The following is a 26,229-nucleotide window of genomic DNA, read 5'->3' as shown; positions in this document are numbered from 1 at the left end:
GTTCCCTCCAGCACCCTCCAGACGGAGGTTCCCCGAAAAAGGTTGCAGACGCCTCTAAATCAATTGCTGAAAAAGAATAGGATCTTCGTTCAGCTCCTTGAACGGGTATCCCTTCTTGTTCATCCGCCCCAGAAGAGGCTCATAGTCCTCGCGGTTTTTGAGTTCAACGCCTACAAGCGCAGGTCCGTTGTCCTTGTTGTTCTTCTTCGTATATTCGAAGAGCACGATGTCGTCGGTCGGTCCGAGGACATCGACGAGGAACTCGCGGAGCGCTCCGGCCCGTTGAGGGAATTGAACCGTGAAATAATGCTTCAAGCCCTCATAGATCATCGAGCGCTCTTTGATCTCCTGCATCCGATCAATGTCGTTGTTCCCGCCGCTGATGATGCAGACGACGTTCTTTCCCTTGATCTCCTCCCGATAGAAATCGAGGGCGGCGATGGGGAGAGCGCCGGCAGGCTCGGCCACAATGGCATTCTGGTTGTAGAGGCCGAGAATGGTGGTGCAAACTTTTCCCTCCGGTACGAGGACGATGTCATCGACGACCTCGCGGGCAATGGTGTAATTCAGGCTGCCGACTCGCTTGACGGCAGCTCCGTCCACGAACTTCTCGATGGTATCAAGCGTAACGACTTCGCCGCGCGCAAAAGATTCCTTGAGCGAGGCGGCACCCTCCGGCTCGACGGCGATGATCTTTGTATCCGGGCTGATTGCTTTCACATAAGCCCCGACGCCGGAGATCAAACCGCCGCCCCCTACGGTAACAAACAGATAATCGACGGGGGCCTGCATGTCTTCCATAATCTCCATGCCGATCGTGCCGTTGCCGGCCACAATGCGCGCATCATCGAAGGGATGGACGAAGGTCATGCCCGTCTCCTCGCAGGTGCGCATCGCTTCCGCGAAGGCGTCGTCGAAGGTATCGCCTGTCAGGATGACTTCCACATTCGCGCCGCCGAAAAAGTTCACTTGGGTTACCTTTTGCCGGGGGGTGGTGCTGGGCATGAAGATTTTGCCTTGGATCCCGAGTGCTTGGCAGGAATAGGCGACGCCCTGGGCATGGTTGCCCGCACTGGCACAGACAATGCCTTTGGCCCGTTCGGCTTCCGTCAGGGACCGGATGCGGTGGTAGGCGCCGCGAATCTTAAACGAGCGGACCACCTGCAGATCCTCTCGCTTTAAAAAGACGTTGCAGCCGTATTTGCCGGACAGGTACGAATCCCGAAGGAGCGGAGTCCGGGTGATGACATCCTTCAGCATATGGTGCGCGTACACAATCTCCTGCATCCCGACTCGATCATCGGGCGAAACTCCCATCATGACCATCCCATCCTTCTCTTTTGATGCAATAAAAATAAAAAAAGCCCCGTTCCCCGAAGGGACGAGACGTTCTCGCGGTACCACCCTTGTTTCGTGCATGAGAAACGGTCGCCCGAAGGCGACGCGGTCGAACAAGCACGACGCTTTGCTGCGCTGACTGCCAGCGCGTGCCCGGTAACGGAGGCATGCCGTCAAGGCTTACTCTTAGGGGAGAGAGGAGTCTCATTCATGATGACTTCTGCAGGTCCCGTTGTTCGGCCTCGCTTCTCCGAGAGGATATCCGGCGGGTTCAACCATTGGCTCGCAGCATGTGCCAACTCTCTGGGGGCGGAAGGTCCGGCGGTGTTGCTCTCTTCATGGAATTGTCGGGTTTCTTCTACTATAGACGCATTCACTCCATTTATACCGTGATGTCATCTTTTTTGTCAAATGAAAAGAGGGAAACGTGACAACGTTAAGTGGTTGACAATCGGATCGGATTCGGGTAAACTGTTCAAGGTTGATGATGTGTAAAGGTTTTTTTCTTTACGGGGAGGGAAGGCGGCATGTCCTCGGACAACGTGCTCGAGAAGACAACCCGGGTGAATCTGCTGTTCGATTTTTACGGACCGCTCCTCACCGAGAAGCAGCAAACCTTTCTGACGTGTTATTTTCTCGATGATTTGTCGCTCGGCGAGATCGCCGCGGAGTTCGGCATCAGCCGTCAGGCCGTGTACGAACACATTCGCCGCGCGGAAGCCACCCTCGAAGGGTACGAGGAGAAGCTGGGCCTCGCTGCCGATCACGAGCGAAGAACGGCGATTCTCGCCGATCTCAAGACGGCGGTGGACACCTGGAAGCCGGATGAGCGCGACAGCTACTTCCGCAAGAAGGCGCTCGCTTGCATCGAGCAATTGGAACAAATAGAAGGCTAGACCGTATAGATGGTGTACCATGGGTAACTAGGGAATCGAAGAGGAGGTGCGGCAATGGCATTTGAAAGTCTGTCCAGTCGACTGCAGAATGTGTTCGGCAAGCTGCGAGGCAAAGGCAAGCTCTCCGAAGACGATGTGAACGAAGCCCTCCGCGAAGTGCGGCTTGCCCTCCTGGAAGCGGACGTTAACTTCAAGGTAGTGAAGGAACTGGTCGCCAAGATCAAGGAACAGGCTGTCGGGCAAGAGGTCATGAAGAGCTTTACGCCCGGCATGGTCGTCATCGACATCGTCAACAAGGAACTGACGGCGCTGATGGGCGGTACGCAAAGCAAGCTGGCCCGCTCGAATCGCCCGCCGACGGTCATCCTGATGGTCGGTCTGCAAGGCGCAGGGAAGACGACCACCTCCGGCAAGCTGGCCCGCCTGCTGCAGAAGCAGAATCACCGTCCGCTGCTCGCAGCGTGCGATATCTACCGCCCCGCTGCCATCAAGCAGCTGCAGGTGCTGGGGGAGCAGCTCAAGGTCCCGGTCTTCACCATGGGCGACAAGACAAGCCCGGTAGAGATCGCCAAGAACGCTCTGGAGCATGCCAAGGACAACAACCACGATTACCTGATCGTCGATACCGCCGGACGTCTGCATATCGACGAAGCGCTCATGGACGAGCTGAAGCAAATCCGCGAGGTGGTCTCGCCGGATGAAGTGCTGCTCGTCGTGGATGCCATGACCGGGCAGGACGCCGTCAACGTGGCCGAAAGCTTCAACAAGCAGACGGAGCTGACCGGGGTCGTCCTGACGAAGCTGGATGGCGATACCCGCGGTGGTGCAGCCTTGTCCGTCAAAGCGGTAACCGGCTGCCCGATCAAGTTTGCGGCGATGGGTGAAAAGACCGACGCGCTCGAACCGTTCTATCCTGATCGGATGGCTTCGCGGATTCTCGGCATGGGCGACATGCTCACCCTGATCGAGAAGGCGCAGGCGGGCATCGATGCCGATAAGGCGAAAGAGATGGAGCGCAAAATGCGTAACGCCGAATTCACCTTCGACGACCTGATCGAGCAGATGGAGCAAGTGAAGAAGATGGGACCGCTGGATGAGCTCATGAACATGATTCCGGGCATGGGCAAGCTGAAGGGCGCTCAGGACATGAAGGTTGACGACAAGCAGTTCGGTCGTGTAACCGCCATCGTTCGCTCGATGACCAAGATCGAGAAGGAGAAGCCGGAGCTACTCAACGCCAGCCGACGCAAGCGGATTGCGAACGGCAGCGGAACATCGATCCAGGAAGTCAACAAAGTGATCAAGCAGTTTGACGATATGCGCAAGGTCATGAAGCAATTCTCCGGGATGATGGGTCCGGGAGGCAAAGGCTTCAAGAACAAAGGCAAAGGCCCGCTCGGCAAGATGGGCAAGAACTTCCGTTTTCCATTCGGCTGATTGTGATGGCCGTTTGATAAATCCGCTTGTTATTCTAGTAAGGAGGTGACATTTAATCATGGCAGTTCGCATTCGTTTGAAACGTATGGGTGCTCACAAAGCCCCTTTTTACCGTGTCGTCGTTGCGGAATCCCGTTCGCCCCGCGATGGTCGCTTCATTGAAGAGATCGGGACGTACAACCCGCTGACGAAGCCGGCTACGGTTACCCTTGACGAAGAGAAAGCGCTGAAGTGGCTCCAAAACGGAGCTCAAGCTTCCGATACCGTCCGCAGCCTGTTCAGCAAGGCTGGAATTATGACGAAATTCCACGAATCCAAACTCCAGAAGTAACCGAAATCGGTTGGAGGAATGCCCATGAAGGATCTAGTGACCGTGATCGCGAAAGCGTTGGTTGATCATCCCGAAGATGTGCGTGTGAACGAAGTGGAAGACAAATATGGCATCGTGTATGAGCTGTCGGTGAACTCGAGTGATATCGGGAAGGTAATCGGCAAGCAAGGACGCATCGCCAAAGCACTCCGAACGGTTGTCACTTCGGCGTCCGTGAAGGAGAACAAGCGCGTGTCTGTGGAGATCCTGTCCTAAGCGGATGGGATCCTAAGCACGAGCGGGGGGAGTCTGTCTCCGGCCGACGCCGGGCAGGCTCTTTGTGTGTTTTTGGAAGCAAAGGGGTTCGAAACGTTCGGACGGGCCCGATCCGTCCATCATTCAAGGGGGTTCACATGGAAGGGAAACTGTATAATGTTGCGAAAATCGTTAACACCCACGGGGTCCGCGGCGAGCTGAAGCTCGTTCCACAGACCGATTTCCCCGATGTACGCTTCGCCAAAGGAAGTGAGCTGCTTCTGCTTGGTCCGAAGGGCGAGCGGCTTCCGGTGACGGTGGAATCGGGCCGTCCGCAAAAGAACGTGTGGATGGTCAAATTCAAGGAATTTGCAGACATCAACGCCGCCGAGAAGGTCAAGAACTGGGAAGTCAAGGTGAGCAGTGAAGACTTGGTTGATCTGGACGAAGGGGAATTCTATTACCACGAAATCATTGGTTGCCGCGTGTTCACAGAAGAAGGAGAGGATCTCGGCACCATCAAGGAAATCCTCACGCCGGGAGCCAATGATGTTTGGGTCGTGGAGATGCCGAATGGCAAGGACTTGCTCCTTCCCTACATTGATGACGTGGTAGTAACGGTCGACAAGACGGCCCAAAAAGTAACGGTCCGACTGATGGAGGGACTTCTGTAACGATGAGAATTGACGTACTGACGCTGTTCCCCGAGATGTTCGATGGGGTTTTCGGAGCGAGCATTCTCGGAAAGGCCCGCGACAAAGGGCTCGTTCAGCTGGATACCGTGAACTTCCGCCAATATTCGACCAACAAGCACAACACCGTAGACGACTATCCATTTGGCGGCGGGGGCGGCATGGTACTGAAGCCGGACCCGATCTTTGCAGCGGTGGAAGACCTGCTGGCTCAGCAAGCAGAGGCTCCCGTCGAGGTCCGCGAAGCCGGGGACGGTGAGAGTGGGGCAGGTGTCGAGACATCGACTCCGGTCGAGAATCACGGAGAGGATGTCAGGACGCAGGAGGCCCAGCCGGTGCGTCCGCGCGTTATCCTCATGTGCCCGCAGGGAGAGACCTTCACCCAAAGCAAAGCGGAAGAGCTGGCTCGCGAGGAGCACCTGGTGTTCATCTGCGGCCACTATGAGGGCTATGACGAGCGCATTCGCGAGCATCTTGTCACGGACGAGCTGTCCATCGGCGACTATGTGCTCACAGGCGGGGAACTGCCGGCGATGGTGGTCATCGACAGCGTCGTGCGCCTCTTGCCGGGGGTTCTCGGCAATGAAACCTCCGCCGTGACGGATTCCTTCAGCACCGGCTTGCTGGAGTATCCACACTTTACGCGGCCTGCCAGCTTCCGCGGCTGGGATGTACCGGATGTGCTGATCTCCGGCCATCACGGCAATATTGAGGCGTGGCGCCGCGAGCAATCGCTTCGCCGTACCTGGGAACGCCGTCCGGACCTGTTGGCCTCGGTGGAGCTTACGGCCAAAGAGCGCAAGCGAATCGAGCAGTGGGAAGCGGAAAAGGTTCGCCAAACCGATCCCGCAGAGAATTCGACGACGTCATGATGTTCGCCTGATTTGGGGTCCGTTTTCGTCTCCTGTGAACGGGAAGAACGGCTGAAAAAGTGCGCAGCAGCGCCTCTTTTCGTGTTGTTTTTTGCAGGATGATATGGTATCATGATTCATGTTGTGGTTTTTAATCCGGTGGTCCTCTGCGCCTACCTTCTCAGTACCGACATCTATGAGAGCGCCATGAACACCTGTGGGGAAGGAGGGAATCCTATGAATTTGATTCAAGAGATTACGAAGGAACAACTTCGCAAAGACATTCCGAGCTTTCGCCCTGGCGATACGCTGAAGGTCTATGTGAAAGTTATCGAGGGTTCTCGCGAGCGGGTTCAGCTGTTCGAAGGCGTGGTTATCAAGCGCCGCGGCGGCGGAATCAGCGAAACGTTTACCGTTCGCAAAATTTCCTACGGAGTAGGCGTTGAGCGTACGCTTCCGCTGCACTCCCCGAAGATTGACAAAATTGAAGTGGCTCGCCGCGGTAAAGTCCGCCGTGCGAAACTGTACTACCTGCGCGGTCTGCGCGGGAAGGCAGCCAGAATTCAAGAAATCCGCTAAAACGACCAAGGGGCTTGTTGTTGAGACAAGCCCCTTTTCGTTGATTGCTTTTCAGGTGCGATTTGTCCCCCGGGGATAAGTTGAACGGCATTCGATGTGGAGAAAGAGAGGCCCCGCCATGGAACTGGACGAGAAGGACGAGCTTGCTGAGCCGGTTAAGCCTGCTGCCAAAAGTGAAGTTTGGGAGTGGTCCAAAGCAATTCTGATCGCGGTGGTTTTGGTCATCGTCATCCGCATGTTTATCTTCAAGCCATTTATCGTCGATGGACCTTCGATGCAGCCGAACTTTTTTACAGGCGAACGATTGATTGTCAGCGAATGGATTTATCACCTGCGTAAGCCTCATCGTGGAGAGGTTGTCGTCTTCCATGCTTCGAAGGAAAAGGACTACATCAAGCGGGTCATCGCCCTTCCGGGAGAAACCATCTCCATCTCTGACGGCACCGTATACATAAATGGATCGCCATTGGACGAGCCTTATATTGCAGATGCTGCGAAGAGATACAAGGAAGAAACCAACGGAAACTACAGTGCGGATTTTCCGGAGCAGACCGTTCCGGAAGGGACTGTTTTTGTCCTCGGCGACAATCGCGTGGACAGCACGGACAGCCGAATCATCGGCCCCGTGAATTACGGTGAAATCATCGGTCGGGCGGACATCGTCTTCTGGCCGTTAAACAAAGCACAAATCGTCAATCATAAGAACTAACCGATAGAGACGGGCTCGGTCTCTTCGGTACCGAAGAGAGGTGAGCCGCTTGACCATTCAATGGTTTCCCGGTCACATGACACGGGCACGCCGTCAAATTGAAGAAAAGCTCAAGCTGATCGATCTCGCCATCGAGCTGCTGGATGCCCGTGTGCCGTTGTCGAGCCGAAACCCGATGATCGACCAGATTTTGAAGGACAAGCCGCGAATTATCTTGCTGAACAAGCAGGACCTGGCCGATCCGAAGATCACTTCCGAGTGGGTTGCTTATTTCCGGGAGCAAGGCCTTGATGCACTTCCGATCGATGCGAACAGCGGCGCCGGCGTGAAGGAGATCGTTCCGAGAAGCCGGGAGCTTCTGACAGCCAAGATCGAAGCCCAACGGGCGCGAGGCGTGAATCCCCGGGCCATTCGCGGGCTGATCGTCGGCATCCCGAACGTAGGCAAGTCGACGCTGATCAACCGCTTGGCGGGACGAAAGGTCGCCATCACCGGCGACAAGCCCGGCGTGACCAAGGGGCAGCAGTGGATCAAGACGGCGGAAGGGTTGGATTTGCTCGATACGCCGGGGATTCTGTGGCCCAAGTTTGAGGATCAAAAGGTCGGGGTGCGGCTTGCTGCGACCGGCGCTATCCGTGACGAAGTGCTTCATGTCCAAGACGTCGTATTTTACACGCTGAAATACCTCGGCCTGCATTATGCGAAGGAACTGAACGAACGCTACCTGCTTTCGATCAATCCGGATCAGCTGGACGTGGACAACCCGGATGAGTTGGTTGCGATCATGGAAGGCATCGGGCGCAAGCGCGGGTGCCTGGTGAGCGGCGGACGAGTCGATCTGGAGAAAGCCTCGCAATTGTTCCTCCGGGATTTACGCGATGGCAAGCTTGGCCGCGTCAGCCTGGAAAGCCCGTTGGACTTGGGCTGAACGGGAATGCTGCAAAACGAAACGGACATCCAAGACTCTCACCATCTATTCGAGGGAATGCACCTTCGAAGGACGGGTAAGGGTAGCAGATGTCCGTTATTTTGTTATGGACTTATTCTCGGATGGGCAGAATCGCGGGGCACTTAAGCGAGCTCAGCCTCAATGGTCTTGAGGTCGTTCAAGAGCGCTTCCTGACTCGACAGGTCGGTGATAAGCTCTGCGAGCTTCTTCGCTTCCTGAAGGGCTTCCTGAGCTTGCTCGTGAAGGCCCAGTGTCTGAAGAGCTCGAGCTTCCGCTTCAAAGGCATATGCCTTGTAGAAAGGTGCCAGCTCCGCCGGAAGGGATACGTCTTTGCATTGCTTGGCGTAACGAAGAGCGGTTTCCCCCCGTCCCAGAACGGCATAGACCCTCGCCAGCTGCCAGCAGCCGATGCTTAGATTTTTTACCGTGTGTTCGGGGGTTTGGGTCCAATGCCAGTAAGAGGTGTGGCAGAGGTGAGCCATCTGCTCGTCTTCCTGCTCGGTCCGAGTCACTTTGTCCAGCAGGTCCCACACTTGATTGAAACAGGATACGGCAAGCTCACGATGGCTCCATTTTGGGATTTCGATGCTTTCGGTCATGCAGATTTCTCCTTTTGGATGGGATGGAAAATGCACAGGTAGGGATGCTGAGATGGCTGAATTTTAGTATAATACGAGGATCATAGAAATGGGAACGTTGGATTCCCGCAGGAGTGCGGTTGAGATGAAAAAAGCGGTGGAGAAACCGGATGTAGATTTGCTCGAATACGAAAAGAGGCTCTGGTCGGAGAGGGGCTTGACGTTTATTGCCGGAATTGACGAGGTGGGTCGGGGCTGCCTGTTTGGAGATGTCGTCGCGGCCGCCGTCATTTTGCCGAAAGGTCTCGTGCTGGAGGGAGTCGACGATTCCAAAAAGCTCAGCGCCAAAAAGCGCGATGAGCTGTACGAGATGATCTGTGAACAAGCGGTTTCCTATGGAATATCAAAGGTCTCAAATGAAGTGGTCGACCGGATCAACATCAAGCAGGCGGCTCGACTTGCCATGAAGCAGGCCCTCGAGCAGCTGAATCCTTCCCCGCATTATCTGCTTGTTGACGCGGAAAAGGTGGATTCCCCCTTGCCCCAGCTTGCCCTTATTCACGGGGATGCTTGCAGCCAATCGATCGCGGCGGCATCCATTCTTGCCAAAGTAACCCGGGACCGCATGTGCTTGGAATGGGACAAGCAATATCCCGAGTACGGCATCGGCATACATAAAGGCTACGCGACCAAGCAGCATCGGGACATGCTGAAGGCATTTGGTCCGACGCCCCTGCATCGCACAACCTTTCTCAAAAACTTGTTTGCAGAGATGGAAGCGGAGCAGCAGGAATTTCAATTGGATCTCTGAGAAGCGGAGCATCCTGCCGATATAGAAGGTAGGAAGGGGGCGAGGAGATGAACATTGGACAAGCGGTTCGTAGTCTCTTTGGAGAGCTGCGGACCGGGGAAGCTCGATCGCTTGCGCTCAAGCCGGGGCAGATTGTCCGCGGGGTAGTGGGAAATGTCGGTGCGGACCGGCAAGCCACGGTCATGATCAACGGTGTGGCGGTTCAGGCATTACTGGAAGTCGGACTGTCGGCAGGAGATGCGGCATGGCTCCAGGTTCAGCCACCCGGCGCGGACGGAGCCATCCGGTTGAAGCTGGCACAGACGGCTTCGGAGCTTCCGCAAGGAGCCGCTCCCGCCCAAACGGACGGAAAGCTCGCAGGCTTGGGCTTGTCTGCGACAAAGGGAAACCAGCAGGCGCTTGCGCTTCTTGAGGAGCTCGGCTTGCCTGTGACGAAGACCGGCGTGCAGGAAGCGGCGCTGGCCCTTCAATCACCGCCGACAGGAGTCGGCAAGGGGGAGTGGCAGGCAGCCGTTCGCCTCGCGCTGGCCAAGGGACTGCCGCTGAGCCGGGAGACACTGGCCTCGCTCGCCAGCCTTACCTCCGGGCCGAGCCCGGATGAGACGCTGGCGACGCTTGGCCAGCAGATCCGCGCGGCGCTCGCAGAGGAAGGCGGCGCAGCCAAGAATGCCGCGCCGCTCCGCCAGCTCGGCGAGCTGCTTACGCGGCTGGCCGAGGCGGTGCAGCAAGGCGCGCGCGGGGATGCGGCGGCTGCCGGGACTGCCCGCGCGGCGGCGGACCTCGGCGCGGGCCGCGCCGCTAGCCCGGCGGGCGCGGCAACGCCGGACGGCGCTCACGCCGGCGTCCAGGCGGAGACCGCCCCGGCGGCGAACCCTGCGGCTGCGGCGAGTCGCCCGGCGGCCAGCGCAGCGGCAGGTGCCGGTGCTGCGCAAGCGCCCGGCGATGCCGCGCCATCGGCGCTGCCGGAGAGCGCTGCCGCCGCAGGGCGCCTCGCGCCGGAGCGTACCGCAGGGCCGCCGCTAGCCGCCGCCGGCCTCGGGGAGACCGCAGCGGATGCTGCTGCCAGCCCGCAAGCGGGGAGAGCTGACTGGCTGAGTCAGCTGCTGACGGAGCTCGGCGTCGAGCACGAGGCTAAGCTTGCAGAGCGAAGCGAGCAGTTGGGAGGGCTGAGAGCGGAAGGCCCGCATGCCAAAGGCGGGGAAACCTTGAAGGAGCTGCTCTTACAGGTTAGCCGCCAAGAGGACCTGCCCCCCGCGCTGAAAGAATCCGCGAGCCGGGCTTTGCTGCAGGTTACCGGGCAGCAGCTCCTGCTCGCAGGAGATCGGACGCAGCCGCTTGCTCATCTGACGGTGATGGTCCCCTTTTACAACGAACAAGGGCAGCAGACCGCTGCGGTTCATATCGAATCGCGAAGGGGGAGCCGCGGCGAGCTGGATGCGGATAACTGCCGGCTGCTCTTCGACCTGTCGATGCGGACGCTCGGCCCGATGATTGTGGATGTGCAGGTGACCGACCGGGCGGTCGGCATCCGGCTTCTGAACGGCCAAGGCAAACCCAATGGGATTTTTGAATCGGCCCGCGGGGAACTCTCGGCCATGTTGGAATCGACGGGTTATCGCCTGGCCTTTCTCACGACTGGAGAGTACCCGACCTTTCGCCCTTCGGGTGAGGAGACAGCGGCAACGGACGGATGGGCCGACGTTGGCTTGAGGGAACGACTCGACTATCACTCCCGACCCTACAAGAGCATGGATGTGCGAATATGAAGAACTCCTCTTCGAAGATGAAGAAGGCCGTGGCGCTCAAATACAGTCCCCAAGAGATGCAAGCCCCCTCGGTTGTGGCCAAAGGCAAAGGGCTGGTAGCCGAGGATATCCTCCAAAAAGCCCGCGAGCACGGCGTTCCCATTCAGGAGGATGCTTCCCTTGTGGAGGTACTGGGACAGCTGGAGCTGAATCAGGAAATACCAGAGGAGCTTTACCAACTGGTGGCAGAGATTCTCAGCTTTGTGTACCGGATGGACAGCAAGGCAGGAGGGGGCGGAACAGCGGAATGAGGATGAAGGAGAACCCTCCGCCATCTGGCCGTGCGGCGGCGGATACACGCCGGAGGACGGGAACAATCGGAGAAGAAGCGGCTGCCCGCTATTTGCAGGAGAAGGGGTATACCCTCTTGCAGCGAAATTGGCGTTGCCGCTCCGGTGAGCTGGATCTGATTGCCGAGCAGGACGGATGTCTCGTGATCGTGGAGGTCCGAACCCGGAAGCCCTCTGCGCGGTTTGGCTCCCCGCAGGAGTCCGTGGATGGGCGCAAGCAGCTGCAAGTCCGTCGAACCGCCGAGGTTTACCTCCATCAGAATCGGCGCAGCGACAGCCGCATACGGTTTGATGTCATTGCGGTGCGGTTGGACGGGCAGGGGATGATTCAGAGCCTGGAGCATTATCCGCATGCCTTTTAACTGCTATTCGGCCCTATCTTGAGGTTCAGTCTCTCTGAGGACCCCGACTTATGCTGTGGCGAATCGTGGTCGTTCCGCAACTTTTCTACCCTACTTCGCGTCAATAAGGAAAAGCCTGCCAATGGGTTGGTGCGATAGGAGGAAGATCAGTTGAAAAAGCATACGTGGGTGGTTCTTGCGGTATCTTGTTCCCTGATTTTTGGCGGGGTGGCACTGGCGAATGGCGTGGTGGATAAGGCTAAGCCTGGAGAAACCTCTGTTGTTGTTCCATGTGAAGTGGCTATCGATGAACAGCTCGTGAAGGTTAAGCAGACGGAGGCAGCTGACTTGGAAGCCGCACGAAATCCCCAAAGCGATCGGGAACGGTTTCTTCAAGCTTTTGCCGGTTACAAGGACCTGTATGCCATCGAGAGTGCGGCTTATGCCGACCAAAGCGACTCAACAGATCCTGCTGTCCAGCGGGTATGGAAGGAATTGGAGAGGAAAGGCGATGTGATTGCGCGATTTGAACAGCTGCTCACAAGCCAATCCGAGAAGGAACCGTCGCTGTATGAAGCATTTGTGGAGGAAACTCAACAAGTAAACCAAGAGCTTTACCCTGAACAATACAAGTAACTACCCACAATAAGCCGCTGCCTCGGATTACCGGAGGTAGCGGCTTCTGTATTTGGTGGGGGCCAGTCCAACCTTGGCCGAAAAGCAGCTGGTGAAGTACGACAGGCTCTCGAAGCCTACGCGAGCAGCGATCTCCGAGATCGGCCATTCGGTTTTGACAAGCAGCAGCTTGGCCTGCTCCAAACGGTAATTCATCAGGTATTCCATCGGAGGCTGCCCATAAACCTGCTTCATACATCGGGAAATGTAATTGTAATGAAAGGACAAGGCTTCGGCCATCATTCCGCTTGTAATGGGCTGTGGATAATGAGCCTTGAGGTAGGCTTCTGCTTGCTCGGCCAGAGCCAATACTGGACTGGCATCCCGATCGTTTTGCCGTAAGTCAAGGTGGCGAAGCAGTTCCTCAAAGGCTTGCTGCCGTGCCCAAAAAGCAAGCGACGGCCGTTCTTGCTCCGCTTCATGCAAACGATTCAGCAGGTGAAAAGCTTGCTCGGGATCGGGAAAGCTCCAGCTTTGTTTTATGCGCAGCGAGTGCGGGGATGTCCCGAATTGCTTCCAGTGAGCGTCGTAATCGGGAGCAGCGGGCTCCCCGCCTGGATCGCTTCGCGTCCATTCGCCTACCGCTTGAAAGTGTACCCAACTGAATACGGTCCTCGTCTCGACGGGCTTGACGGAGTAATGGAACCGGTTGGGAAGCAGCACAAGGCTTTGACCGGGACTGAGGCTCCAGGTTAAGTCGTCTTCCCCCAAGTAGAGCATGCCTTCCTCCACCACGATCAGATCGAATACGCCGATGGATTGTCGATCCGGATGGCGATCTCCCGGAGCATAGTCAACCCGGCCGCTCTCCAGAAGGTAGGGGACGGGCGGAACCGAAAACCGCAGGATGGGGGATGTCTCCATGGAAAGTCTCCTTATTTTAGCCATTGCAGATTTTGTGTGAAATATTGATAGAAAGAAGTTGCTTCTCTTGATTTTCTCCTAATGGAAAAAGGGATACAATCCATAATAGCAAGTGAAGATTGTGCAAATCAAGAGGAGGCTTCGCAGCGATGACCCAAGAATGGAAAAACAATGGGGCACTAGCAGAGAATACGGTTCACGCCAAGATAGAGGATGCATTCTGGAGCAACTATCGTTCGCTTGTGCGGGATGTCGTATTGCCTTACCAATGGGAGGCCTTGAATGATCGCATCCCTGGAGCGGAAAAAAGCTACGCGGTCCAAAACTTTAAAATAGCAGCTGGACTGGAGCAGGGTCAATTCGGCGGGATGGTCTTTCAGGACAGCGACATCGCCAAGTGGCTGGAGGCCATTGGTTACGTGCTTCAAGAACAACGAGACCCCGAACTGGAAGCCATTGCGGATGAGATGATCTCGATTCTAGAGAAAGCTCAGCTTGAGGATGGGTACTTGAATACGTACTATACGTTGAAGGAGCCTGGCAAGCGGTGGACCAATTTGGCAGAATGCCACGAGCTGTATGTTGCCGGCCACTTCATGGAAGCGGCGGTCGCTTATTACGAGGCGACGGGAAAAACCCCGCTGTTGGACCTGGTATGTCGCATGACGGACAATATCGCAGACGTATTCGGAGATGGTCCTGGGCAGCTTCCCGGTTATGACGGGCATCCTGAAGTGGAGCTTGCGTTGATCAAGCTTTACCGGGCGACAGGAAATCAAAAGTATTTGGATCTAAGCAATTACTTCCTGAACAAGCGCGGCCAACAGCCGAACTTTTTTGAAGAAGAGGCCGAGAAGCGCGGCTGGACGGGGCATTGGCATCCGGGACCAATGAAGCTTGAGCCGGAATATTGGCAGTCGCATAAGCCGGTGGTTGAGATGGATACAGCGGTTGGTCACGCGGTACGGATGGTTTACCTTTGCGCCGGAATGGCGGATGTCGCTAGAATCAATGGAGACGAGGCCATGAAAGCGGCTTGTGAGCGCTTATGGACGAACATTGCTTCCCGGCAGATGTATGTAACAGGCGGGATCGGCTCCATGGCGCAAGGGGAAGCGTTCTCCGTCGACTATGATCTCCCGAACGATACGGCTTATTCGGAGACCTGTGCTTCGATTGGGTTGATCTTTTTCGCCTGGAGAATGCTCCAGATGAGTCCTCAGCGCAAGTATGCCGATGTGATGGAACGGGCTTTGTATAACACGGTGCTTGCGGGAATGGCCAAGGACGGTCGTCACTTCTTCTATGTGAATCCGCTTGAGGTCGAACCCCATGTTTGTGAGGGAAAAAACCTTGGCTTTAACCATGTCAAGCCGGTGCGGCAGGAATGGTTCGGCTGTGCTTGCTGTCCTCCGAATATTGCTCGTCTGATCGCATCGCTTGGCGATTATCTCTATACGGTTCAGAACGATACGGTGTTTGCCCATCTTTACATTGGAGGGAAAGCGACCGTTCAGGTGAAGGGACAAGACGTGATGCTGGATCAACAAGCAGAACTGCCTTGGAGCGGAAACGTGCGATTCCAGGTGCAGACGGCTCTTCCCGTTTCCTTCGCGTTAGCCCTTCGGGTACCCGAGTGGAGCCGCGGTGCTCGCCTTCTCGTGAATGGGCAGGAGAGCATTCTGGTGACGCCGGAGGCAGACGGGTACTTCCATCTTGAAAGAGAGTGGAAGGACGGCGATACGATCGAGCTGGCGCTGGAGATGCCGGTGCTGAGGTTGTACAGCCATCCGAAGGTGAGAGCAGATGCCGGGAAGGTTGCCCTGCAGCGGGGACCGCTGGTCTACTGCCTGGAGGAAGCTGATAACGGGCCTCTGCTTAGTCAAGTGTGGCTCTCGAGATCGGAGTCTTCGGCTCCGATCCAGCCGGAATGGGATGAGGAGCTCCTGGATGGAATGATCGTTCTTCATGCAGAGGCGTGGCGCATGGAACGTCCGGATTCCGACCGCGACACCCTCTACCACGCTGATCGGCCGCCGGTGACGAAGCCGTTCCACGCGGTGTTCATTCCCTATTACGCATGGGCCAACCGTGGCAAAGGGGAAATGACCGTATGGGTGAAGGAACAGCCGCAACTCGGCTGATTCCTCCCCGCCTCGCGGATGCATAAATGGGACACATAAGAAAAATAAGCAAAGCCCTTTCGTACCCGGGTGGGTAGCGAATGGGCTTTGCTGTCTTTCAGCAGCATTTGACCAAAATGCTGCTTATTCGTATTACATGTTGGTGGTGCGGTGCTGCGGTTGCTTTTGAGCGGCGCTTACCACCAGCAGAATTCCCGTAATCAAGTGCATGACCATTCCCACGAAGGGGATCACAGCAACCAAGGATGTGATGATACCTAAAATGGAGCCGTGTTTCGCCTCATTGTATCTCGCAGATACAGCGAGAGTGACAATATGCAGGAAAAACATAACAAACAACGGTGTATAGAAGGTGCTCAATATGAACAGTCCTCCCAAAACGGGAATACCAAGAAGAATTTCAAAAATACCAGTAATTAACATCCAAACCTTTGCCGTCGACATGTACGCATTCCCCCAAATTGGATTAAAGCCCATCCTTACTCTTATTACCTCAAGTGTTAAAAGGTTGAAGTTGAAAAGGTAATGATGCTCAGCATTATCTGAGATTACCATAGATTTTTTTGCGAAGAAAGCAGGAATTTGAAATAAATCCGCAAAACATGATCGGTTTTGCCTATATTTCTCGACACTTTCTGAACCTGTGGGACAAATAAAAGCGCCAGCTTGGAGGCTGACGCTTCCTGCATTTGTTGCATTTGACCTAATGCAGATCATAACGTGCTTACTTTTCGTTGGGAAGCTTGATTTTGATCTCCCCGTCATTGCTGAAGCTGAGCTTGGTCAGGTCTACGTTGATTTCGAGCTGCTTCCAATCCTTCGGCACTTCATAAGCCAATTGACCGCGCAGCTTCTTGCCTGCTGCCAATTCGCCGTCTAAGGTGGAGAGCTTGTTGTCCAAGGTCAAGGCCATGAAATCCTGATTGATGGAGAAGTCGTCTTGGTACGCATCGAACATCAAAGCCGAGCTCACCATGTAGTCCTTCTTGGAGATGTTTTCAATCAGAACCACCACTTGAACGAATTCGTTGCCATCCGTCGGCTTAACAAAGTCCGAACCGGAAAGCTTGTTGAGGGCTTCGACGGTCAGCTTGAAGTTTTTCGTCGTAATGGTTTCGCCAGGCTTCGTGATGGCGATCTCCTCTGGCTCTTTGGATGCTTCAGGACTTGGCGATGAGCCATCCGTTGCTGTCTTGGCACCTGCTGTCGAACTGGAAGGGCCGGAAACGGTTTTTTCCTCTTTTCCGCCCAGTTGAGCCCCGATGATTCCCAACAAAATCACGATAAGTACCCAGAACCACCACTTTTTATGAATCGGTTTCTTCATTTCAGCCATACTACCCTTTTAAATAGGTATAAATGCTCAGCATCCTCTGAGACTACCATAGATTCCAGTGCAAATAAAGGGGGAATATTCCATAAAAGATCGAATCCGCTAGAGAAAAATCGATTGAACAGATGGCTGTTTACCTGTCTCGTTTGTCCAACTGGCGGAACTGCACCGCTTCCGCAACGTGTCGGACCGCAATGGCGGGCTCGTGCTCCAGGTCTGCGATGGTCCGCGCGATCTTGAGAATGCGGTCATGCGCCCGAATGCTGAGGCCAAGGGCCTCGAAAGTTTGCCCCAGCATCGCCTCCGCCTTCGGCTCCAGGCGGCAATGCTTGCGAAGCAGGCGGCCGGTTAGCTCGCTGTTGCAGCGAATGCCAGTGCCCGCATAGCGCCGCGATTGCACCTCACGTGCGGCCAAAACATGCGCCTTCATCTCGGCAGAAGATAAAGACGGCATCGAAGCACTCAATTCCTGAAAATCTACCCGGGGAACTTCGACGTGCAGATCGATGCGGTCGAGCAGCGGGCCGGAGATCCGCGAGCGGTATTGAAGCAGCCGATTGGGGGAGCAGGTGCACGCGGCATGAGCGGAGTCTGCTCCATAGAAGCCGCACGGACAAGGGTTCATGGAGCAGATAAGCATAAAACTCGCCGGGTAGGTATATACAGCTTTGGCGCGTCCAATGGTCACCTTCCGGTCCTCGAGCGGCTGGCGGAGCACCTCCAAGGTCGCTCGGGAAAACTCGGGCAATTCATCGAGGAAGAGGACCCCGTTGTGGGCTAGGCTGGCCTCTCCCGGACGAGGAACAGACCCTCCGCCGATTAAGCCTGCGGAGGATACCGTGTGATGCGGCGCGCGAAAAGGGCGGACGCGCATCAGCTCGGAACGGCTCATGAGCTTCCCGGCAATGCTGTACAGCTTGGTTGTTTCCATGGCTTCCTCGTCGTCGAGCACGGGAAGTATCGTAGGGAGTCGACGAGCCAGCATGGTTTTGCCGGTACCCGGCGGTCCAATCATGAGAGCATTGTGGAAACCGGCCGCTGCGATCATGAGAGCCCGTTTTGCATGCAGCTGTCCGCAAATGTCAGCATAGTCGATCCCTTGCTCTGGCAGACTATCGGCGCTGGTCTTATCCGATGCTGGCTTTGCTTCGACAGCGCCAAGCTGCTCCTGAAGCCTGTCGGACTTCGACCAATGGCTGTTGCCTTCTGTAAACGGACGAACCTCCTTCAGATTTGTCAGCGCACACACGGCAATCTTGTCGATCAGGAAGGCTTCTCTTTCGTTGGCGGCAGGCAAGAGAACCTTTTCGTAGCCGTGCGCCTTCGCATGATGAACCATAGCGAGAACGCCTGGCACCGGACGCAGGTCTCCGTTCAGGGCAAGCTCCCCGATGACAAGGGTGTCTGCTAATTGCGCAGGGGAGAGCTGACCGCTTGCAAGCAGCATGCCCAGTGCAATGGCCAGGTCATAAGATGTCCCTTCTTTCCGTACGTCGGCCGGGGCCAAATTGACGGTGATCCTCTCCTGAGGAAACGTGTACCCGCAATTGCGGATGGCGGCGCGAACTCTTTCGACCGATTCGCGAACCGCAGAATCTGGAAGGCCGACTAGGTTTACTTGGGGGAGACCGTGGGACAGGTCTACCTCCACTTCGATCAACTGGCCGTCCATTCCGACGACGCAGGCGGTGGTCACTTTGGCAAACATAAAAAAGCCCTCCTCCAAAAACAACGAATCTCCCTGGTGACAGGGGCGGCTGTTTGCGGAAAAGGTGCTTCCTTTTTCCTGGATGCTATTGAATTTGATCCGATCTTACCCATTTCGCCGTAAGGGAGTAAATTCCTGCCTAAGCTTCTCGGTTAGGCAGACATTTCATCTGAATGATCAGACGAGGGTTCATGAACCCGAAACCCTCATTCTGAATTTTTCATGCGATCAGCGATTCCATCTCGTTCGAGTGCTCGTTGAACCAAGTCTTTGGTTGAAGGGGATAGCTTGGCGTTTATGCTGAAGAGGAGAATGGTTTGGATAAGCAGGAACAGCAGGATGAGGATGATGAAGAACATAACGAGCTCCTTTCCGATTCGGAAGATGGGCATTCTTCCATATAGACTCTTGAAACGGGAGGCGGTTGCGCAAATTGGAAAACTCTTTACAGTAACTCATACCGTTAAAGGCTTTTCCAACTCTTCGCGCACGCTCACCGTCCTTTACGGAGATCCTGCTCAAGCCTTCGAGGGATCATCGTTCGGATGCAGGTGCAGGTGCGGCACTGTCGTGATGCGGGGAATGATAGCTTGCACTAGAGTGCTTGAGATTGTCATTTTCTTTCGACAATTCAACATACTTGCTTGGGCTGATCCCAAACACATGCATAAACGAGCGGTAAAAGGTCCGCATGCTATTAAAGCCAGCACCCAACGCGATCTGAGTGATGGATTCCTCGCCATCCAATAGCATGCCCGCGACCTGCCTGCATCGCAAGGCGTTGACGTATTCGCTGATGCTGCACCCGATGTGCTTATTAAAGATATGAGAGAACCGACTGGCACTATAGCCAAAATCCTCAGCAATGGATCTCAGTGACAGGGGGTTCTTGTAATTGATGTGTAGATAGGTAAGGATATTGCGGACCAATGCATCATCATCTTTTGCATGGATCTCTTCTAATGGAATGGTTTCTGTCAGTAAGGCCATGATCACATGGATATACCCTTTTAGCGCCTTAGAATCCGGCCTCGTTTGCTGCAAGGTGCAGCAGCAGCGCATGCAGCGTGCGATTTCTTTAGTTAGTGCTTTGTCCGACAAATGACTTTGCGCAAAGCTTTTTCCTCTCAGAACCTTTTGAAAGGTTGGAAGATAGGAGAGAGGAATGGTCATAACCACGGTATCCGATTTGTCCGGTGTTACGTAGCGATGCACCGTATAACTTGGGACCAACAAAAGCTCACCGCTTTGAATACTGAAAAATTGCCCGTTTAGTGTCGCTTCCATGATGCCGCTGCGGACATACACCAGTTCTAACGTGCTGTGAAAATGGGGGGCGCAATTGTTATTTGGAGAATTCCAACAGGCGGGATCTGCCTGGTTGTCTCTTGCAATTTCGTAATCATACATTTGGTTAGCCATCATCATTTCTCCTCACAACAACAAGTGCATCGTAGCTAATTATGGCACAAGATATATGGTTTACGGCAAGCTAATCTTGAATCAATATACTATAATTTCATCGAATAGAACACACAGCAGGATGAACCTTTTGAAAGAGGATGAAAGGATGAGATCGGATGGAACCTATAAAAATTGGGATTATCGGATGTGGAGGCATTGCCAACGGTAAACATTTGCCGGCTATCCAACAAGAAGGGACTGCGGAGGTAGTTGCCTTTTGCGACATTATCAAAGAACGTGCGGAAGAGGCTGCAAAAAAATATGGCACAAGCGATGCAAAGGTGTTTGTGGATTATCGGGAACTGATCCGCTTGGATTTAGATGCTGTATATGTATGTACCCCTAACCGTTCTCATTGTGAAATCTCGGTTGCTGCCCTTCATGCTGGAAAGCATGTGATGTGTGAAAAACCAATGGCGATCAACTACGCGCAAGCCTTAGAGATGGTAGAGGCCGCCAAGAAAACGAATAAGTTGCTAACGATCGGCTACCAAAATCGTTACCGTCCGGATAGTACTTACCTCAAGCAGGAATGCGTCAGCGGGGAACTGGGTGACGTTTATTATGCGAAAGCGAAAGCTATCCGTCGCCGGGCTGTACCCACATGGGGGGTATTTTTGAACGAGTACGAGCAGGGGGGAGGCCCTTTGATCGATATCGGCACGCATGCACTCGATCTAACGCTTTGGATGATGAACAATTATAAACCGAAGAGCGTGGTAGGTACGGTATACCATAAGCTCAACGGGGAAACCCAGCCTGCCAATGCTTGGGGACCATGGAATCCTGATCAGTTTACAGTGGAAGACAGTGCTTTTGGCTTTATTGTGATGGAAGATGGCGCCACGATTACATTGGAAGCAAGCTGGGCACTCAACTCCTTGGACGTGCATGAGGCCAAGACGGTTCTGTGCGGTACGAAGGCCGGGGCGGACATGTTGAATGGCCTGACGATCAATGGAACGAAAAATGACCGACTGTACGAGCTGAAGCCTAACCTGGAAGCGGGAGGAGTTGCCTTCTATGACGGTAACACCACCACTCCGGAAGTTGTCGAGCAACAAACCTTCTTCCATGCAATCCGCGGTAAGGGAGAGCTGGTCGTACTGCCGGAGCAGGCTGCGGTTGTTACCCAGATTCTCGATGCTGTGTACCAGTCGGCAAAAGAAGGACGTCAGATCATTTTGTAAACCGAAAGGAGAATGGCTATGAAATTAGGCGTATTAACCGTTCCGTTATACGATCGCAGTGCAGAGGAAGCATTCCGCTATCTTAGCAGCTTAGGGGTACAAACCGTTGAAATTGGTACAGGCGGTTCTCCAGGCAGTCAGCACTCCAATCCGGAAGAATTGCTTTCCAGCGAGATCAAGTTATCGGCCTATCAGGATTTGCTGAAGAAATACAACTTGGAAATAAGCGCATTGAGCTGTCACTCTAACCATGTCCATCCGAATGCCGATGTAAGAGCCCTCGCTGCAAAGGACTTTACTCAGACACTGCGTTTGGCAGAAAAGCTGGGAGTGGATACGGTCGTCACCTTTTCCGGATGTCCCGGTGATTTCGAAGGTGCAAAATACCCCAACTGGGTCACTTGCTCCTGGCCAACGGACTATCGGCAAGTGCTTGACTATCAGTGGAATGAAGTCCTGATTCCGTTCTGGCAAGGTGCTGCTGCTGAAGCAGCCAATTACGGTGTACATAAAATTGCACTGGAATTGCATCCCGGCTTTAACGTGTACAATACGGCCACGCTCCTTCGCTTAAGAGAAGCGGTCGGCGATGCAATCGGCGCCAATTTTGATCCCAGTCACCTGTTTTGGCAGGGAATTCGTCCATCCGAGGCGATCAAGGCACTCAAAGGGGCGATCTATCATTTTCATGCCAAAGATACAAAAGTGGATAAAACGAATACTCAAATCAATGGTGTACTGGATACCGGAAGCTATGGAGATCTCTCGGACCGCAGTTGGTTGTTCCGCTCTGTAGGCTGGGGGCATGATGCTGACGAGTGGAAAGAAATCATCACTGCTCTGCGGTTGATTGGCTATGACGGAGCAATCAGCATCGAGCACGAGGATGCATTCATGTCCATTGAAGAAGGCTTGGAAAAAGCCATTGCATTTTTGAAGGATATTGTCATTCAGAAGCAGCCCGCAGCCGTGTGGTGGGACTAACACGAGCGCCGCTGCGACAGTGTTGCCTCACATAATCTCTTCCAAAAAAGGGCATTCTGTACGAGAGGTGATCCGATGGAAGAGAAACCCTATTTTTGCCCCAACTGCCGCTCCAATCGATTCAAGTTCAGCCGAATTACGACGTTTTCTACTCCTTTTCGCAAGGACGCCATAACCGGCGCTCTGCTCGAAACGGACGAGCCGATGCTGGTTCCCGATGAGGAGGACATCATCCAGTGTCAGGTTTGCCAGTTTGCCGGCAACGAGCTGCGATTTATCAAACAGGCGGAGAGAGAGCCGCGAACGGTAACCCCGGTGACGTCCACCTACACGTAAGACAGAGAAAAGCCGCTTCTCTCCGAAATCGGAGGGAAGCGGCTTTTATTAGGTTTGTCCTTTACACCGGAACGTTCCAGCCGAAGGAATCCTCCAGCTTGCCGGTTTGGATGCCGGTGATCGAATCATACAGGCGTTGAGACAGCTCGCCGATGGAGCCGTTCCCGATCCGCATGTCCACGTCCTTCCAGCTCAGGCGGCCGACGGGAGAGATGACGGCAGCGGTCCCGGTGCCGAACGCTTCTTCCAGCTCGCCTTTCTTGTAGGCTTCCGCCAGCTCTTCAATGGAGATGCGGCGTTCGGTTACCGGAATGCCCCAGCTGCGGAGCAGGTGCATGACTGATTGACGGGTGATCCCGTCCAGGATGCTGCCATTTAGCTCAGGGGTGATGACTTCTCCCGCCACCTTGAAGAAGACGTTCATGCTGCCGACTTCCTCAATGTAACGCTGCTCGATGCCATCCAGCCAGAGCACTTGATCGCAGTGGTCCTTTTTGGCGATGACTTGCGCCTTGAGGCTTGCTGCGTAGTTCCCCGCCGTCTTCGCGAAGCCGGTGCCGCCGCGAACGGAACGAACATAGGCGTCTTCCACGCGAATTTGAACCGGGTTGAGTCCGGAGCTGTAATAGGCGCCGCTCGGGGAGAGGATGACGGAGAACAGGTAACGGTTAGACGGGCGAACACCGAGCCCCGCTTCCGTGGCGATCACGAAGGGACGAATATACAAGGAGGAGCCTTCCGCATCCGGAACCCAGCTGGCCTCGACCTCTACCAGCTTGCGAATGGCTTCGACGAAGAAGGCTTCATCGAATTCCGGAATATTCAGGCGTTCACACGAAATGTTGAAGCGGGCAGCATTGCGATCCGGACGGAACAGGAGAATGCGGCCGTCCTCTGCCTTGAATGCCTTCATGCCCTCGAAGACCGTCTGCCCGTAATGGAACACCATAGCGGAAGGGTCGAGAGAGAAGGGACCGTAAGGAACGATACGAGCATCGTGCCAGCCCTTTTCGTCGGTGTAATCAACCAGAAGCATATGATCGGTAAAGTAGCGGCCGAACCCAAGCTCCTTCGGGTCAGGCTTCGGCTTCATCGCTTCTGAGCGAACGATGCGGATGGCGGGAATTTGGGTGGTTGAGGTCATGAATCATCTTCCTTTCGGTGTGGCCTGCAGAGTCTTTTCTCTAACTATAAAAGAAAACTTCGCTAATGTACAATCCTCGGCAGGGGTCCTCGCGGCCCGATAGAGGAGGGAAAGGAAAATCATTCAAAAAGAAATCCCCTTTTTTCAAATGAAACGATTGCTAATTTCCAGTTTGTCAATAAAATAGAATATAGGATTACTCGTTTATCATCTGTAGATGTTGCAAAATTGGCACAATTTCGCATTCTCTGATGGGAGGAACGGGGATGAACATTCACGAGCACCAGGGCAAGGAGCTGTTGAAGAGGTACGGCGTTCAAGTTCCGCGAGGCAAGGCTGTGTTTACCGTGGAGGAGGCCGTTCAGGCGGCAGAAGAGCTGGCAGCCCCGGTCACCGTTGTGAAGGCTCAAATTCATGCGGGTGGACGAGGGAAAGCAGGAGGCGTCAAGCTGGCGAGGTCGATCGAAGACGTGCGGGTTTATGCGGAGGAACTGCTCGGCAAGGTGCTCGTAACGCATCAAACAGGGCCGGAAGGGCGAGAGGTAAAGCGGCTTCTGATCGAGGAAGGCTGCGACATTCGCAAAGAGCTGTATATCGGGCTCGTCATCGACCGGGTAACGGGGCGAGTGGTCCTCATGGGCTCCGAGGAAGGCGGGACGGAGATCGAAGAGGTAGCGAAACGCACCCCGGAAAAGGTCGTCAAGGAAACGGTCGATCCGGCTGCGGGGCTTGCTCCTTTTCAGGCCAGGCGGCTGGCGCTTGCCATCGGGATACCCGCGGCGCTAACCGGCAAGGCCGTGCGGCTTCTGCAGAGTTTGTACAGCGCTTTCACCGATCTGGATTGCTCGATTGCGGAGATCAACCCCCTCGTCTTGACGGGGGACGGAGAGCTGCTTGCGCTGGATGCGAAGCTGAATTTTGACGACAACGCTTTGTTCCGCCATCCCGAGCTTCAAGAGCTTCGCGACCCGGGGGAAGAAGACGAGAAGGAGCGCCGTGCCGCTAAGCTGGACTTATCTTACATCGCCCTAAACGGAAACATCGGATGCATGGTTAACGGGGCGGGTCTCGCGATGGCGACGATGGATATTATCCATTATTATGGCGGAGAACCCGCCAACTTCCTCGATGTGGGAGGCGGTGCCAGCACCGAGAAGGTAACGGAAGCGTTCAAGCTCATCCTGTCCGACGACCAGGTGAAGGGCATCTTCGTCAACATCTTCGGCGGTATCATGCGCTGTGATGTCATCGCGAATGGAATCGTCAGCGCAGCGAAAGAGGTAGGATTGGATCGCCCGCTGGTCGTTCGTCTGGAAGGAACTCATGTGGAGACAGGGAGACGAGTGCTCGAGCAATCGGGCTTGCCGATCCTGACGGCTGTATCCATGGCGGACGGAGCCCGCCGAATCGTGCAGGAAGTCGAGCACCGGGGAGGAATGAGCGCATGAGCATTCTGGTGAACAGGAGCACGCGGGTTCTGACGCAGGGAATGACCGGGGCAACGGGACTCTTCCATACAAAAGGAGCGCTGGAGTACGGCACGCACATGGTCGGAGGGGTCACGCCTGGCAAAGGCGGAACCGAAATCGAGGTAACCCTTGATAACGGGACAGGAGTCCGTCTGCCAATCTTCGACACGGTGGTGGAGGCGAAGCGGGCTACGGGAGCGACAGCTTCGGTCATTTATGTTCCTCCCGCCTATGCCGCGGATTCCATCATGGAAGCCATTGATGCGGAGCTGGAGCTCGTTATCTGCATCACGGAAGGCATCCCGGTTCGGGATATGGTTCAGGTGAAGCGGTACCTGGAGGGCAAGAAGACCGTGCTCATCGGTCCGAACTGCCCCGGTATCATCACCCCGGGCGAGTGCAAGATCGGCATCATGCCGGGCTATATTCATACACCGGGTCATATAGGCGTCATTTCCCGCAGCGGAACGCTGACCTACGAGGCGGTTCATCAGCTGAGCGTGCGCGGCATCGGCCAATCGACGGCGGTCGGCATCGGAGGCGATCCGGTGAAAGGGGCGGATTTCATCGACATCCTGGAGCGCTTCAATGAGGATCCCGACACGTATGCCGTGTTCCTGATTGGGGAAATCGGAGGAACCGCTGAAGAGGAAGCGGCTCGGTGGATTCAAGCGCATATGAAAAAACCGGTGGCGGCGTTTATCGGCGGACAGACCGCGCCGCCCGGCAAGAGGATGGGGCATGCCGGCGCCATCATCTCGGGAGGAACCGGAACCGCGGCAGAGAAGGTTGCGGCCTTGTCCGAGGCGGGAATCAAGGTTTCCCCCACTCCCTCGCAGATGGGTGAAACCATGGCAGCCCTGCTCGCCGAACGCGGCATCCTTGCCGCCTGCATCACGGCGGAACCGGCTGGCTCAGTGGCAGCAGGTGGGAAGTAGGAAGAAGCGCTTGCGCCTAATGGGTTTCCATATTATGCTTATCTCAACCAAACACAACAGCAGATTTGGATTGGTAAGCAACCTTTCCTGACCCTAACCGGGCGGGAAAGGTTTTTCTTTTTATATACGGCTATCCATG

General features: G+C 55.1%; 29 protein-coding genes. 20 read left to right on the top strand and 9 right to left on the bottom strand.

What is annotated here, in order from left to right:
- Positions 1–54: 54 nt before the first annotated feature.
- Entirely contained in the window at positions 55–1,320 is a 1,266-nt protein-coding gene (gene ilvA / locus AAFN83_RS06795; RefSeq protein WP_347768081.1) for a threonine ammonia-lyase IlvA, read from the bottom strand.
- Positions 1,321–1,865: 545 nt separating this feature from the next.
- Here ilvA and AAFN83_RS06790 point away from each other — a divergent pair.
- The 9 genes from AAFN83_RS06790 to ylqF all read left to right on the top strand — a co-directional run bounded on the left by AAFN83_RS06790 (position 1,866) and on the right by ylqF (position 7,995).
- Positions 1,866–2,234 (top strand): putative DNA-binding protein, encoded by a 369-nt coding sequence (locus AAFN83_RS06790; RefSeq protein ID WP_347768079.1) that lies wholly within the window; start codon positions 1,866–1,868, stop codon positions 2,232–2,234.
- 54 nt (positions 2,235–2,288) lie between these two features.
- Complete coding sequence (ffh, locus tag AAFN83_RS06785; protein WP_347768078.1) at positions 2,289–3,671, top strand: signal recognition particle protein; 1,383 nt, start codon at positions 2,289–2,291, stop codon at positions 3,669–3,671.
- A gap of 58 nt (positions 3,672–3,729) precedes the next feature.
- Positions 3,730–4,002 (top strand): 30S ribosomal protein S16, encoded by a 273-nt coding sequence (gene rpsP / locus AAFN83_RS06780; RefSeq protein WP_347768076.1) that lies wholly within the window; start codon positions 3,730–3,732, stop codon positions 4,000–4,002.
- Positions 4,003–4,026: 24 nt separating this feature from the next.
- Positions 4,027–4,257: a KH domain-containing protein gene (locus AAFN83_RS06775; protein ID WP_347768074.1), complete on the top strand. Its 231-nt coding sequence runs from the start codon at positions 4,027–4,029 to the stop codon at positions 4,255–4,257.
- A gap of 137 nt (positions 4,258–4,394) precedes the next feature.
- Positions 4,395–4,910 carry a ribosome maturation factor RimM gene (gene rimM / locus AAFN83_RS06770; protein WP_347768072.1) on the top strand — a complete coding sequence of 172 codons (516 nt, stop codon included), beginning with the start codon at positions 4,395–4,397 and terminating at the stop codon, positions 4,908–4,910.
- A gap of 2 nt (positions 4,911–4,912) precedes the next feature.
- A complete protein-coding gene (gene trmD / locus AAFN83_RS06765) occupies positions 4,913–5,800 on the top strand; it encodes a tRNA (guanosine(37)-N1)-methyltransferase TrmD (protein ID WP_347768071.1) in 888 nt (295 codons plus the stop codon).
- 216 nt (positions 5,801–6,016) lie between these two features.
- Positions 6,017–6,358, top strand: coding sequence for a 50S ribosomal protein L19 (gene rplS, locus AAFN83_RS06760; protein ID WP_347768070.1), 342 nt, complete (start codon positions 6,017–6,019; stop codon positions 6,356–6,358).
- Between the two features lie 118 nt (positions 6,359–6,476).
- A complete protein-coding gene (gene lepB, locus AAFN83_RS06755) occupies positions 6,477–7,067 on the top strand; it encodes a signal peptidase I (RefSeq protein WP_347768068.1) in 591 nt (196 codons plus the stop codon).
- A gap of 49 nt (positions 7,068–7,116) precedes the next feature.
- A complete protein-coding gene (ylqF, locus tag AAFN83_RS06750; RefSeq protein ID WP_347768067.1) occupies positions 7,117–7,995 on the top strand; it encodes a ribosome biogenesis GTPase YlqF in 879 nt (292 codons plus the stop codon).
- Positions 7,996–8,138: 143 nt separating this feature from the next.
- Here the strand turns inward: ylqF and AAFN83_RS06745 are convergent, their stop codons facing one another.
- Complete coding sequence (locus tag AAFN83_RS06745) at positions 8,139–8,615, bottom strand: hypothetical protein (RefSeq protein ID WP_347768066.1); 477 nt, start codon at positions 8,613–8,615, stop codon at positions 8,139–8,141.
- An 88-nt stretch (positions 8,616–8,703) separates the two neighbouring features.
- Here AAFN83_RS06745 and AAFN83_RS06740 point away from each other — a divergent pair, with 88 nt between their 5' ends.
- The 5 genes from AAFN83_RS06740 (at position 8,704) to AAFN83_RS06720 (ending at position 12,477) form a co-directional block, all read left to right on the top strand.
- Positions 8,704–9,405, top strand: coding sequence for a ribonuclease HII (locus AAFN83_RS06740; RefSeq protein ID WP_347768065.1), 702 nt, complete (start codon positions 8,704–8,706; stop codon positions 9,403–9,405).
- A gap of 47 nt (positions 9,406–9,452) precedes the next feature.
- Positions 9,453–11,171, top strand: a complete 1,719-nt coding sequence (locus AAFN83_RS06735; RefSeq protein ID WP_347768064.1) for a hypothetical protein — start codon at positions 9,453–9,455, stop codon at positions 11,169–11,171.
- A complete protein-coding gene (locus AAFN83_RS06730) occupies positions 11,168–11,461 on the top strand; it encodes an EscU/YscU/HrcU family type III secretion system export apparatus switch protein (RefSeq protein WP_347768063.1) in 294 nt (97 codons plus the stop codon). Before AAFN83_RS06735 ends, AAFN83_RS06730 begins: the two co-directional genes overlap by 4 nt.
- A complete protein-coding gene (locus tag AAFN83_RS06725; protein ID WP_347768062.1) occupies positions 11,458–11,862 on the top strand; it encodes a YraN family protein in 405 nt (134 codons plus the stop codon). Before AAFN83_RS06730 ends, AAFN83_RS06725 begins: the two co-directional genes overlap by 4 nt.
- Before the next feature lie 150 nt (positions 11,863–12,012).
- On the top strand, positions 12,013–12,477 hold the full coding sequence (locus AAFN83_RS06720) for a hypothetical protein (RefSeq protein WP_347768061.1): 465 nt from the start codon (positions 12,013–12,015) through the stop codon (positions 12,475–12,477).
- Positions 12,478–12,504: 27 nt separating this feature from the next.
- Here AAFN83_RS06720 and AAFN83_RS06715 read toward each other — a convergent pair whose 3' ends face one another.
- On the bottom strand, positions 12,505–13,380 hold the full coding sequence (locus AAFN83_RS06715) for a helix-turn-helix domain-containing protein (RefSeq protein WP_347768059.1): 876 nt from the start codon (positions 13,378–13,380) through the stop codon (positions 12,505–12,507).
- Positions 13,381–13,529: 149 nt separating this feature from the next.
- Between AAFN83_RS06715 and AAFN83_RS06710 the strand changes: the two genes are divergently transcribed.
- The gene (locus AAFN83_RS06710) at positions 13,530–15,524 is read left to right on the top strand and encodes a glycoside hydrolase family 127 protein (RefSeq protein ID WP_347768057.1); all 1,995 of its coding nucleotides are present in this window, start codon (positions 13,530–13,532) and stop codon (positions 15,522–15,524) included.
- A gap of 132 nt (positions 15,525–15,656) precedes the next feature.
- Here AAFN83_RS06710 and AAFN83_RS06705 read toward each other — a convergent pair whose 3' ends face one another.
- The 5 genes from AAFN83_RS06705 to AAFN83_RS06685 all read right to left on the bottom strand — a co-directional run bounded on the left by AAFN83_RS06705 (position 15,657) and on the right by AAFN83_RS06685 (position 19,987).
- Positions 15,657–15,968, bottom strand: a complete 312-nt coding sequence (locus AAFN83_RS06705; RefSeq protein ID WP_347768056.1) for a hypothetical protein — start codon at positions 15,966–15,968, stop codon at positions 15,657–15,659.
- 280 nt (positions 15,969–16,248) lie between these two features.
- On the bottom strand, positions 16,249–16,851 hold the full coding sequence (locus tag AAFN83_RS06700) for a DUF4352 domain-containing protein (protein WP_347768055.1): 603 nt from the start codon (positions 16,849–16,851) through the stop codon (positions 16,249–16,251).
- Positions 16,852–16,990: 139 nt separating this feature from the next.
- On the bottom strand, positions 16,991–18,565 hold the full coding sequence (locus tag AAFN83_RS06695; RefSeq protein ID WP_347768053.1) for a YifB family Mg chelatase-like AAA ATPase: 1,575 nt from the start codon (positions 18,563–18,565) through the stop codon (positions 16,991–16,993).
- A gap of 206 nt (positions 18,566–18,771) precedes the next feature.
- A complete protein-coding gene (locus AAFN83_RS06690) occupies positions 18,772–18,924 on the bottom strand; it encodes a hypothetical protein (RefSeq protein WP_347768052.1) in 153 nt (50 codons plus the stop codon).
- 175 nt (positions 18,925–19,099) lie between these two features.
- Complete coding sequence (locus tag AAFN83_RS06685) at positions 19,100–19,987, bottom strand: helix-turn-helix transcriptional regulator (RefSeq protein ID WP_347768050.1); 888 nt, start codon at positions 19,985–19,987, stop codon at positions 19,100–19,102.
- A gap of 158 nt (positions 19,988–20,145) precedes the next feature.
- Between AAFN83_RS06685 and AAFN83_RS06680 the strand changes: the two genes are divergently transcribed.
- The 3 genes from AAFN83_RS06680 (at position 20,146) to AAFN83_RS06670 (ending at position 22,539) form a co-directional block, all read left to right on the top strand.
- Positions 20,146–21,219, top strand: a complete 1,074-nt coding sequence (locus AAFN83_RS06680) for a Gfo/Idh/MocA family protein (protein WP_347768048.1) — start codon at positions 20,146–20,148, stop codon at positions 21,217–21,219.
- A gap of 18 nt (positions 21,220–21,237) precedes the next feature.
- On the top strand, positions 21,238–22,203 hold the full coding sequence (locus AAFN83_RS06675) for a sugar phosphate isomerase/epimerase family protein (protein WP_347768047.1): 966 nt from the start codon (positions 21,238–21,240) through the stop codon (positions 22,201–22,203).
- A 75-nt stretch (positions 22,204–22,278) separates the two neighbouring features.
- Entirely contained in the window at positions 22,279–22,539 is a 261-nt protein-coding gene (locus AAFN83_RS06670; protein ID WP_347768046.1) for a hypothetical protein, read from the top strand.
- Between the two features lie 61 nt (positions 22,540–22,600).
- Here the strand turns inward: AAFN83_RS06670 and AAFN83_RS06665 are convergent, their stop codons facing one another.
- A complete protein-coding gene (locus tag AAFN83_RS06665) occupies positions 22,601–23,683 on the bottom strand; it encodes a branched-chain amino acid aminotransferase (protein ID WP_347768045.1) in 1,083 nt (360 codons plus the stop codon).
- Between the two features lie 266 nt (positions 23,684–23,949).
- Here AAFN83_RS06665 and sucC point away from each other — a divergent pair, with 266 nt between their 5' ends.
- Both sucC and sucD read left to right on the top strand, forming a co-directional pair.
- Entirely contained in the window at positions 23,950–25,131 is a 1,182-nt protein-coding gene (sucC, locus tag AAFN83_RS06660; protein ID WP_347768044.1) for an ADP-forming succinate--CoA ligase subunit beta, read from the top strand.
- On the top strand, positions 25,128–26,090 hold the full coding sequence (sucD, locus tag AAFN83_RS06655; protein WP_347768042.1) for a succinate--CoA ligase subunit alpha: 963 nt from the start codon (positions 25,128–25,130) through the stop codon (positions 26,088–26,090). Before sucC ends, sucD begins: the two co-directional genes overlap by 4 nt.
- The last annotated feature ends 139 nt before the right edge of the window (positions 26,091–26,229 follow it).

Source organism: Gorillibacterium sp. CAU 1737, assembly GCF_039888655.1.
In the GTDB taxonomy this organism is placed as follows: Bacteria; Bacillota; Bacilli; order Paenibacillales; family NBRC-103111; genus Gorillibacterium.
Note: the sequence above shows the minus strand (reverse complement) of the source record. Positions and strands in the feature narration are given on the sequence as shown.

Coding starts and splice junctions, on each gene's coding strand:
- AAFN83_RS06790 (WP_347768079.1), top strand. CDS start 1,866: ATGTCCTCGGACAACGTGCTCGAGAAGACAACCCGGGTGAATCTGCTG.
- AAFN83_RS06715 (WP_347768059.1), bottom strand. CDS start 13,380: ATGGAGACATCCCCCATCCTGCGGTTTTCGGTTCCGCCCGTCCCCTAC.
- AAFN83_RS06730 (WP_347768063.1), top strand. CDS start 11,168: ATGAAGAACTCCTCTTCGAAGATGAAGAAGGCCGTGGCGCTCAAATAC.
- AAFN83_RS06740 (WP_347768065.1), top strand. CDS start 8,704: ATGGGAACGTTGGATTCCCGCAGGAGTGCGGTTGAGATGAAAAAAGCG.
- AAFN83_RS06705 (WP_347768056.1), bottom strand. CDS start 15,968: ATGTCGACGGCAAAGGTTTGGATGTTAATTACTGGTATTTTTGAAATT.
- ffh (WP_347768078.1), top strand. CDS start 2,289: ATGGCATTTGAAAGTCTGTCCAGTCGACTGCAGAATGTGTTCGGCAAG.
- AAFN83_RS06670 (WP_347768046.1), top strand. CDS start 22,279: ATGGAAGAGAAACCCTATTTTTGCCCCAACTGCCGCTCCAATCGATTC.
- sucD (WP_347768042.1), top strand. CDS start 25,128: ATGAGCATTCTGGTGAACAGGAGCACGCGGGTTCTGACGCAGGGAATG.
- ilvA (WP_347768081.1), bottom strand. CDS start 1,320: ATGATGGGAGTTTCGCCCGATGATCGAGTCGGGATGCAGGAGATTGTG.
- rplS (WP_347768070.1), top strand. CDS start 6,017: ATGAATTTGATTCAAGAGATTACGAAGGAACAACTTCGCAAAGACATT.
- AAFN83_RS06710 (WP_347768057.1), top strand. CDS start 13,530: ATGACCCAAGAATGGAAAAACAATGGGGCACTAGCAGAGAATACGGTT.
- AAFN83_RS06695 (WP_347768053.1), bottom strand. CDS start 18,565: ATGTTTGCCAAAGTGACCACCGCCTGCGTCGTCGGAATGGACGGCCAG.
- AAFN83_RS06700 (WP_347768055.1), bottom strand. CDS start 16,851: ATGAAGAAACCGATTCATAAAAAGTGGTGGTTCTGGGTACTTATCGTG.
- AAFN83_RS06735 (WP_347768064.1), top strand. CDS start 9,453: ATGAACATTGGACAAGCGGTTCGTAGTCTCTTTGGAGAGCTGCGGACC.
- AAFN83_RS06685 (WP_347768050.1), bottom strand. CDS start 19,987: ATGGCTAACCAAATGTATGATTACGAAATTGCAAGAGACAACCAGGCA.
- AAFN83_RS06745 (WP_347768066.1), bottom strand. CDS start 8,615: ATGACCGAAAGCATCGAAATCCCAAAATGGAGCCATCGTGAGCTTGCC.
- AAFN83_RS06690 (WP_347768052.1), bottom strand. CDS start 18,924: ATGTTCTTCATCATCCTCATCCTGCTGTTCCTGCTTATCCAAACCATT.
- lepB (WP_347768068.1), top strand. CDS start 6,477: ATGGAACTGGACGAGAAGGACGAGCTTGCTGAGCCGGTTAAGCCTGCT.
- AAFN83_RS06675 (WP_347768047.1), top strand. CDS start 21,238: ATGAAATTAGGCGTATTAACCGTTCCGTTATACGATCGCAGTGCAGAG.
- AAFN83_RS06775 (WP_347768074.1), top strand. CDS start 4,027: ATGAAGGATCTAGTGACCGTGATCGCGAAAGCGTTGGTTGATCATCCC.
- sucC (WP_347768044.1), top strand. CDS start 23,950: ATGAACATTCACGAGCACCAGGGCAAGGAGCTGTTGAAGAGGTACGGC.
- rpsP (WP_347768076.1), top strand. CDS start 3,730: ATGGCAGTTCGCATTCGTTTGAAACGTATGGGTGCTCACAAAGCCCCT.
- AAFN83_RS06665 (WP_347768045.1), bottom strand. CDS start 23,683: ATGACCTCAACCACCCAAATTCCCGCCATCCGCATCGTTCGCTCAGAA.
- trmD (WP_347768071.1), top strand. CDS start 4,913: ATGAGAATTGACGTACTGACGCTGTTCCCCGAGATGTTCGATGGGGTT.
- AAFN83_RS06680 (WP_347768048.1), top strand. CDS start 20,146: ATGGAACCTATAAAAATTGGGATTATCGGATGTGGAGGCATTGCCAAC.
- AAFN83_RS06725 (WP_347768062.1), top strand. CDS start 11,458: ATGAGGATGAAGGAGAACCCTCCGCCATCTGGCCGTGCGGCGGCGGAT.
- rimM (WP_347768072.1), top strand. CDS start 4,395: ATGGAAGGGAAACTGTATAATGTTGCGAAAATCGTTAACACCCACGGG.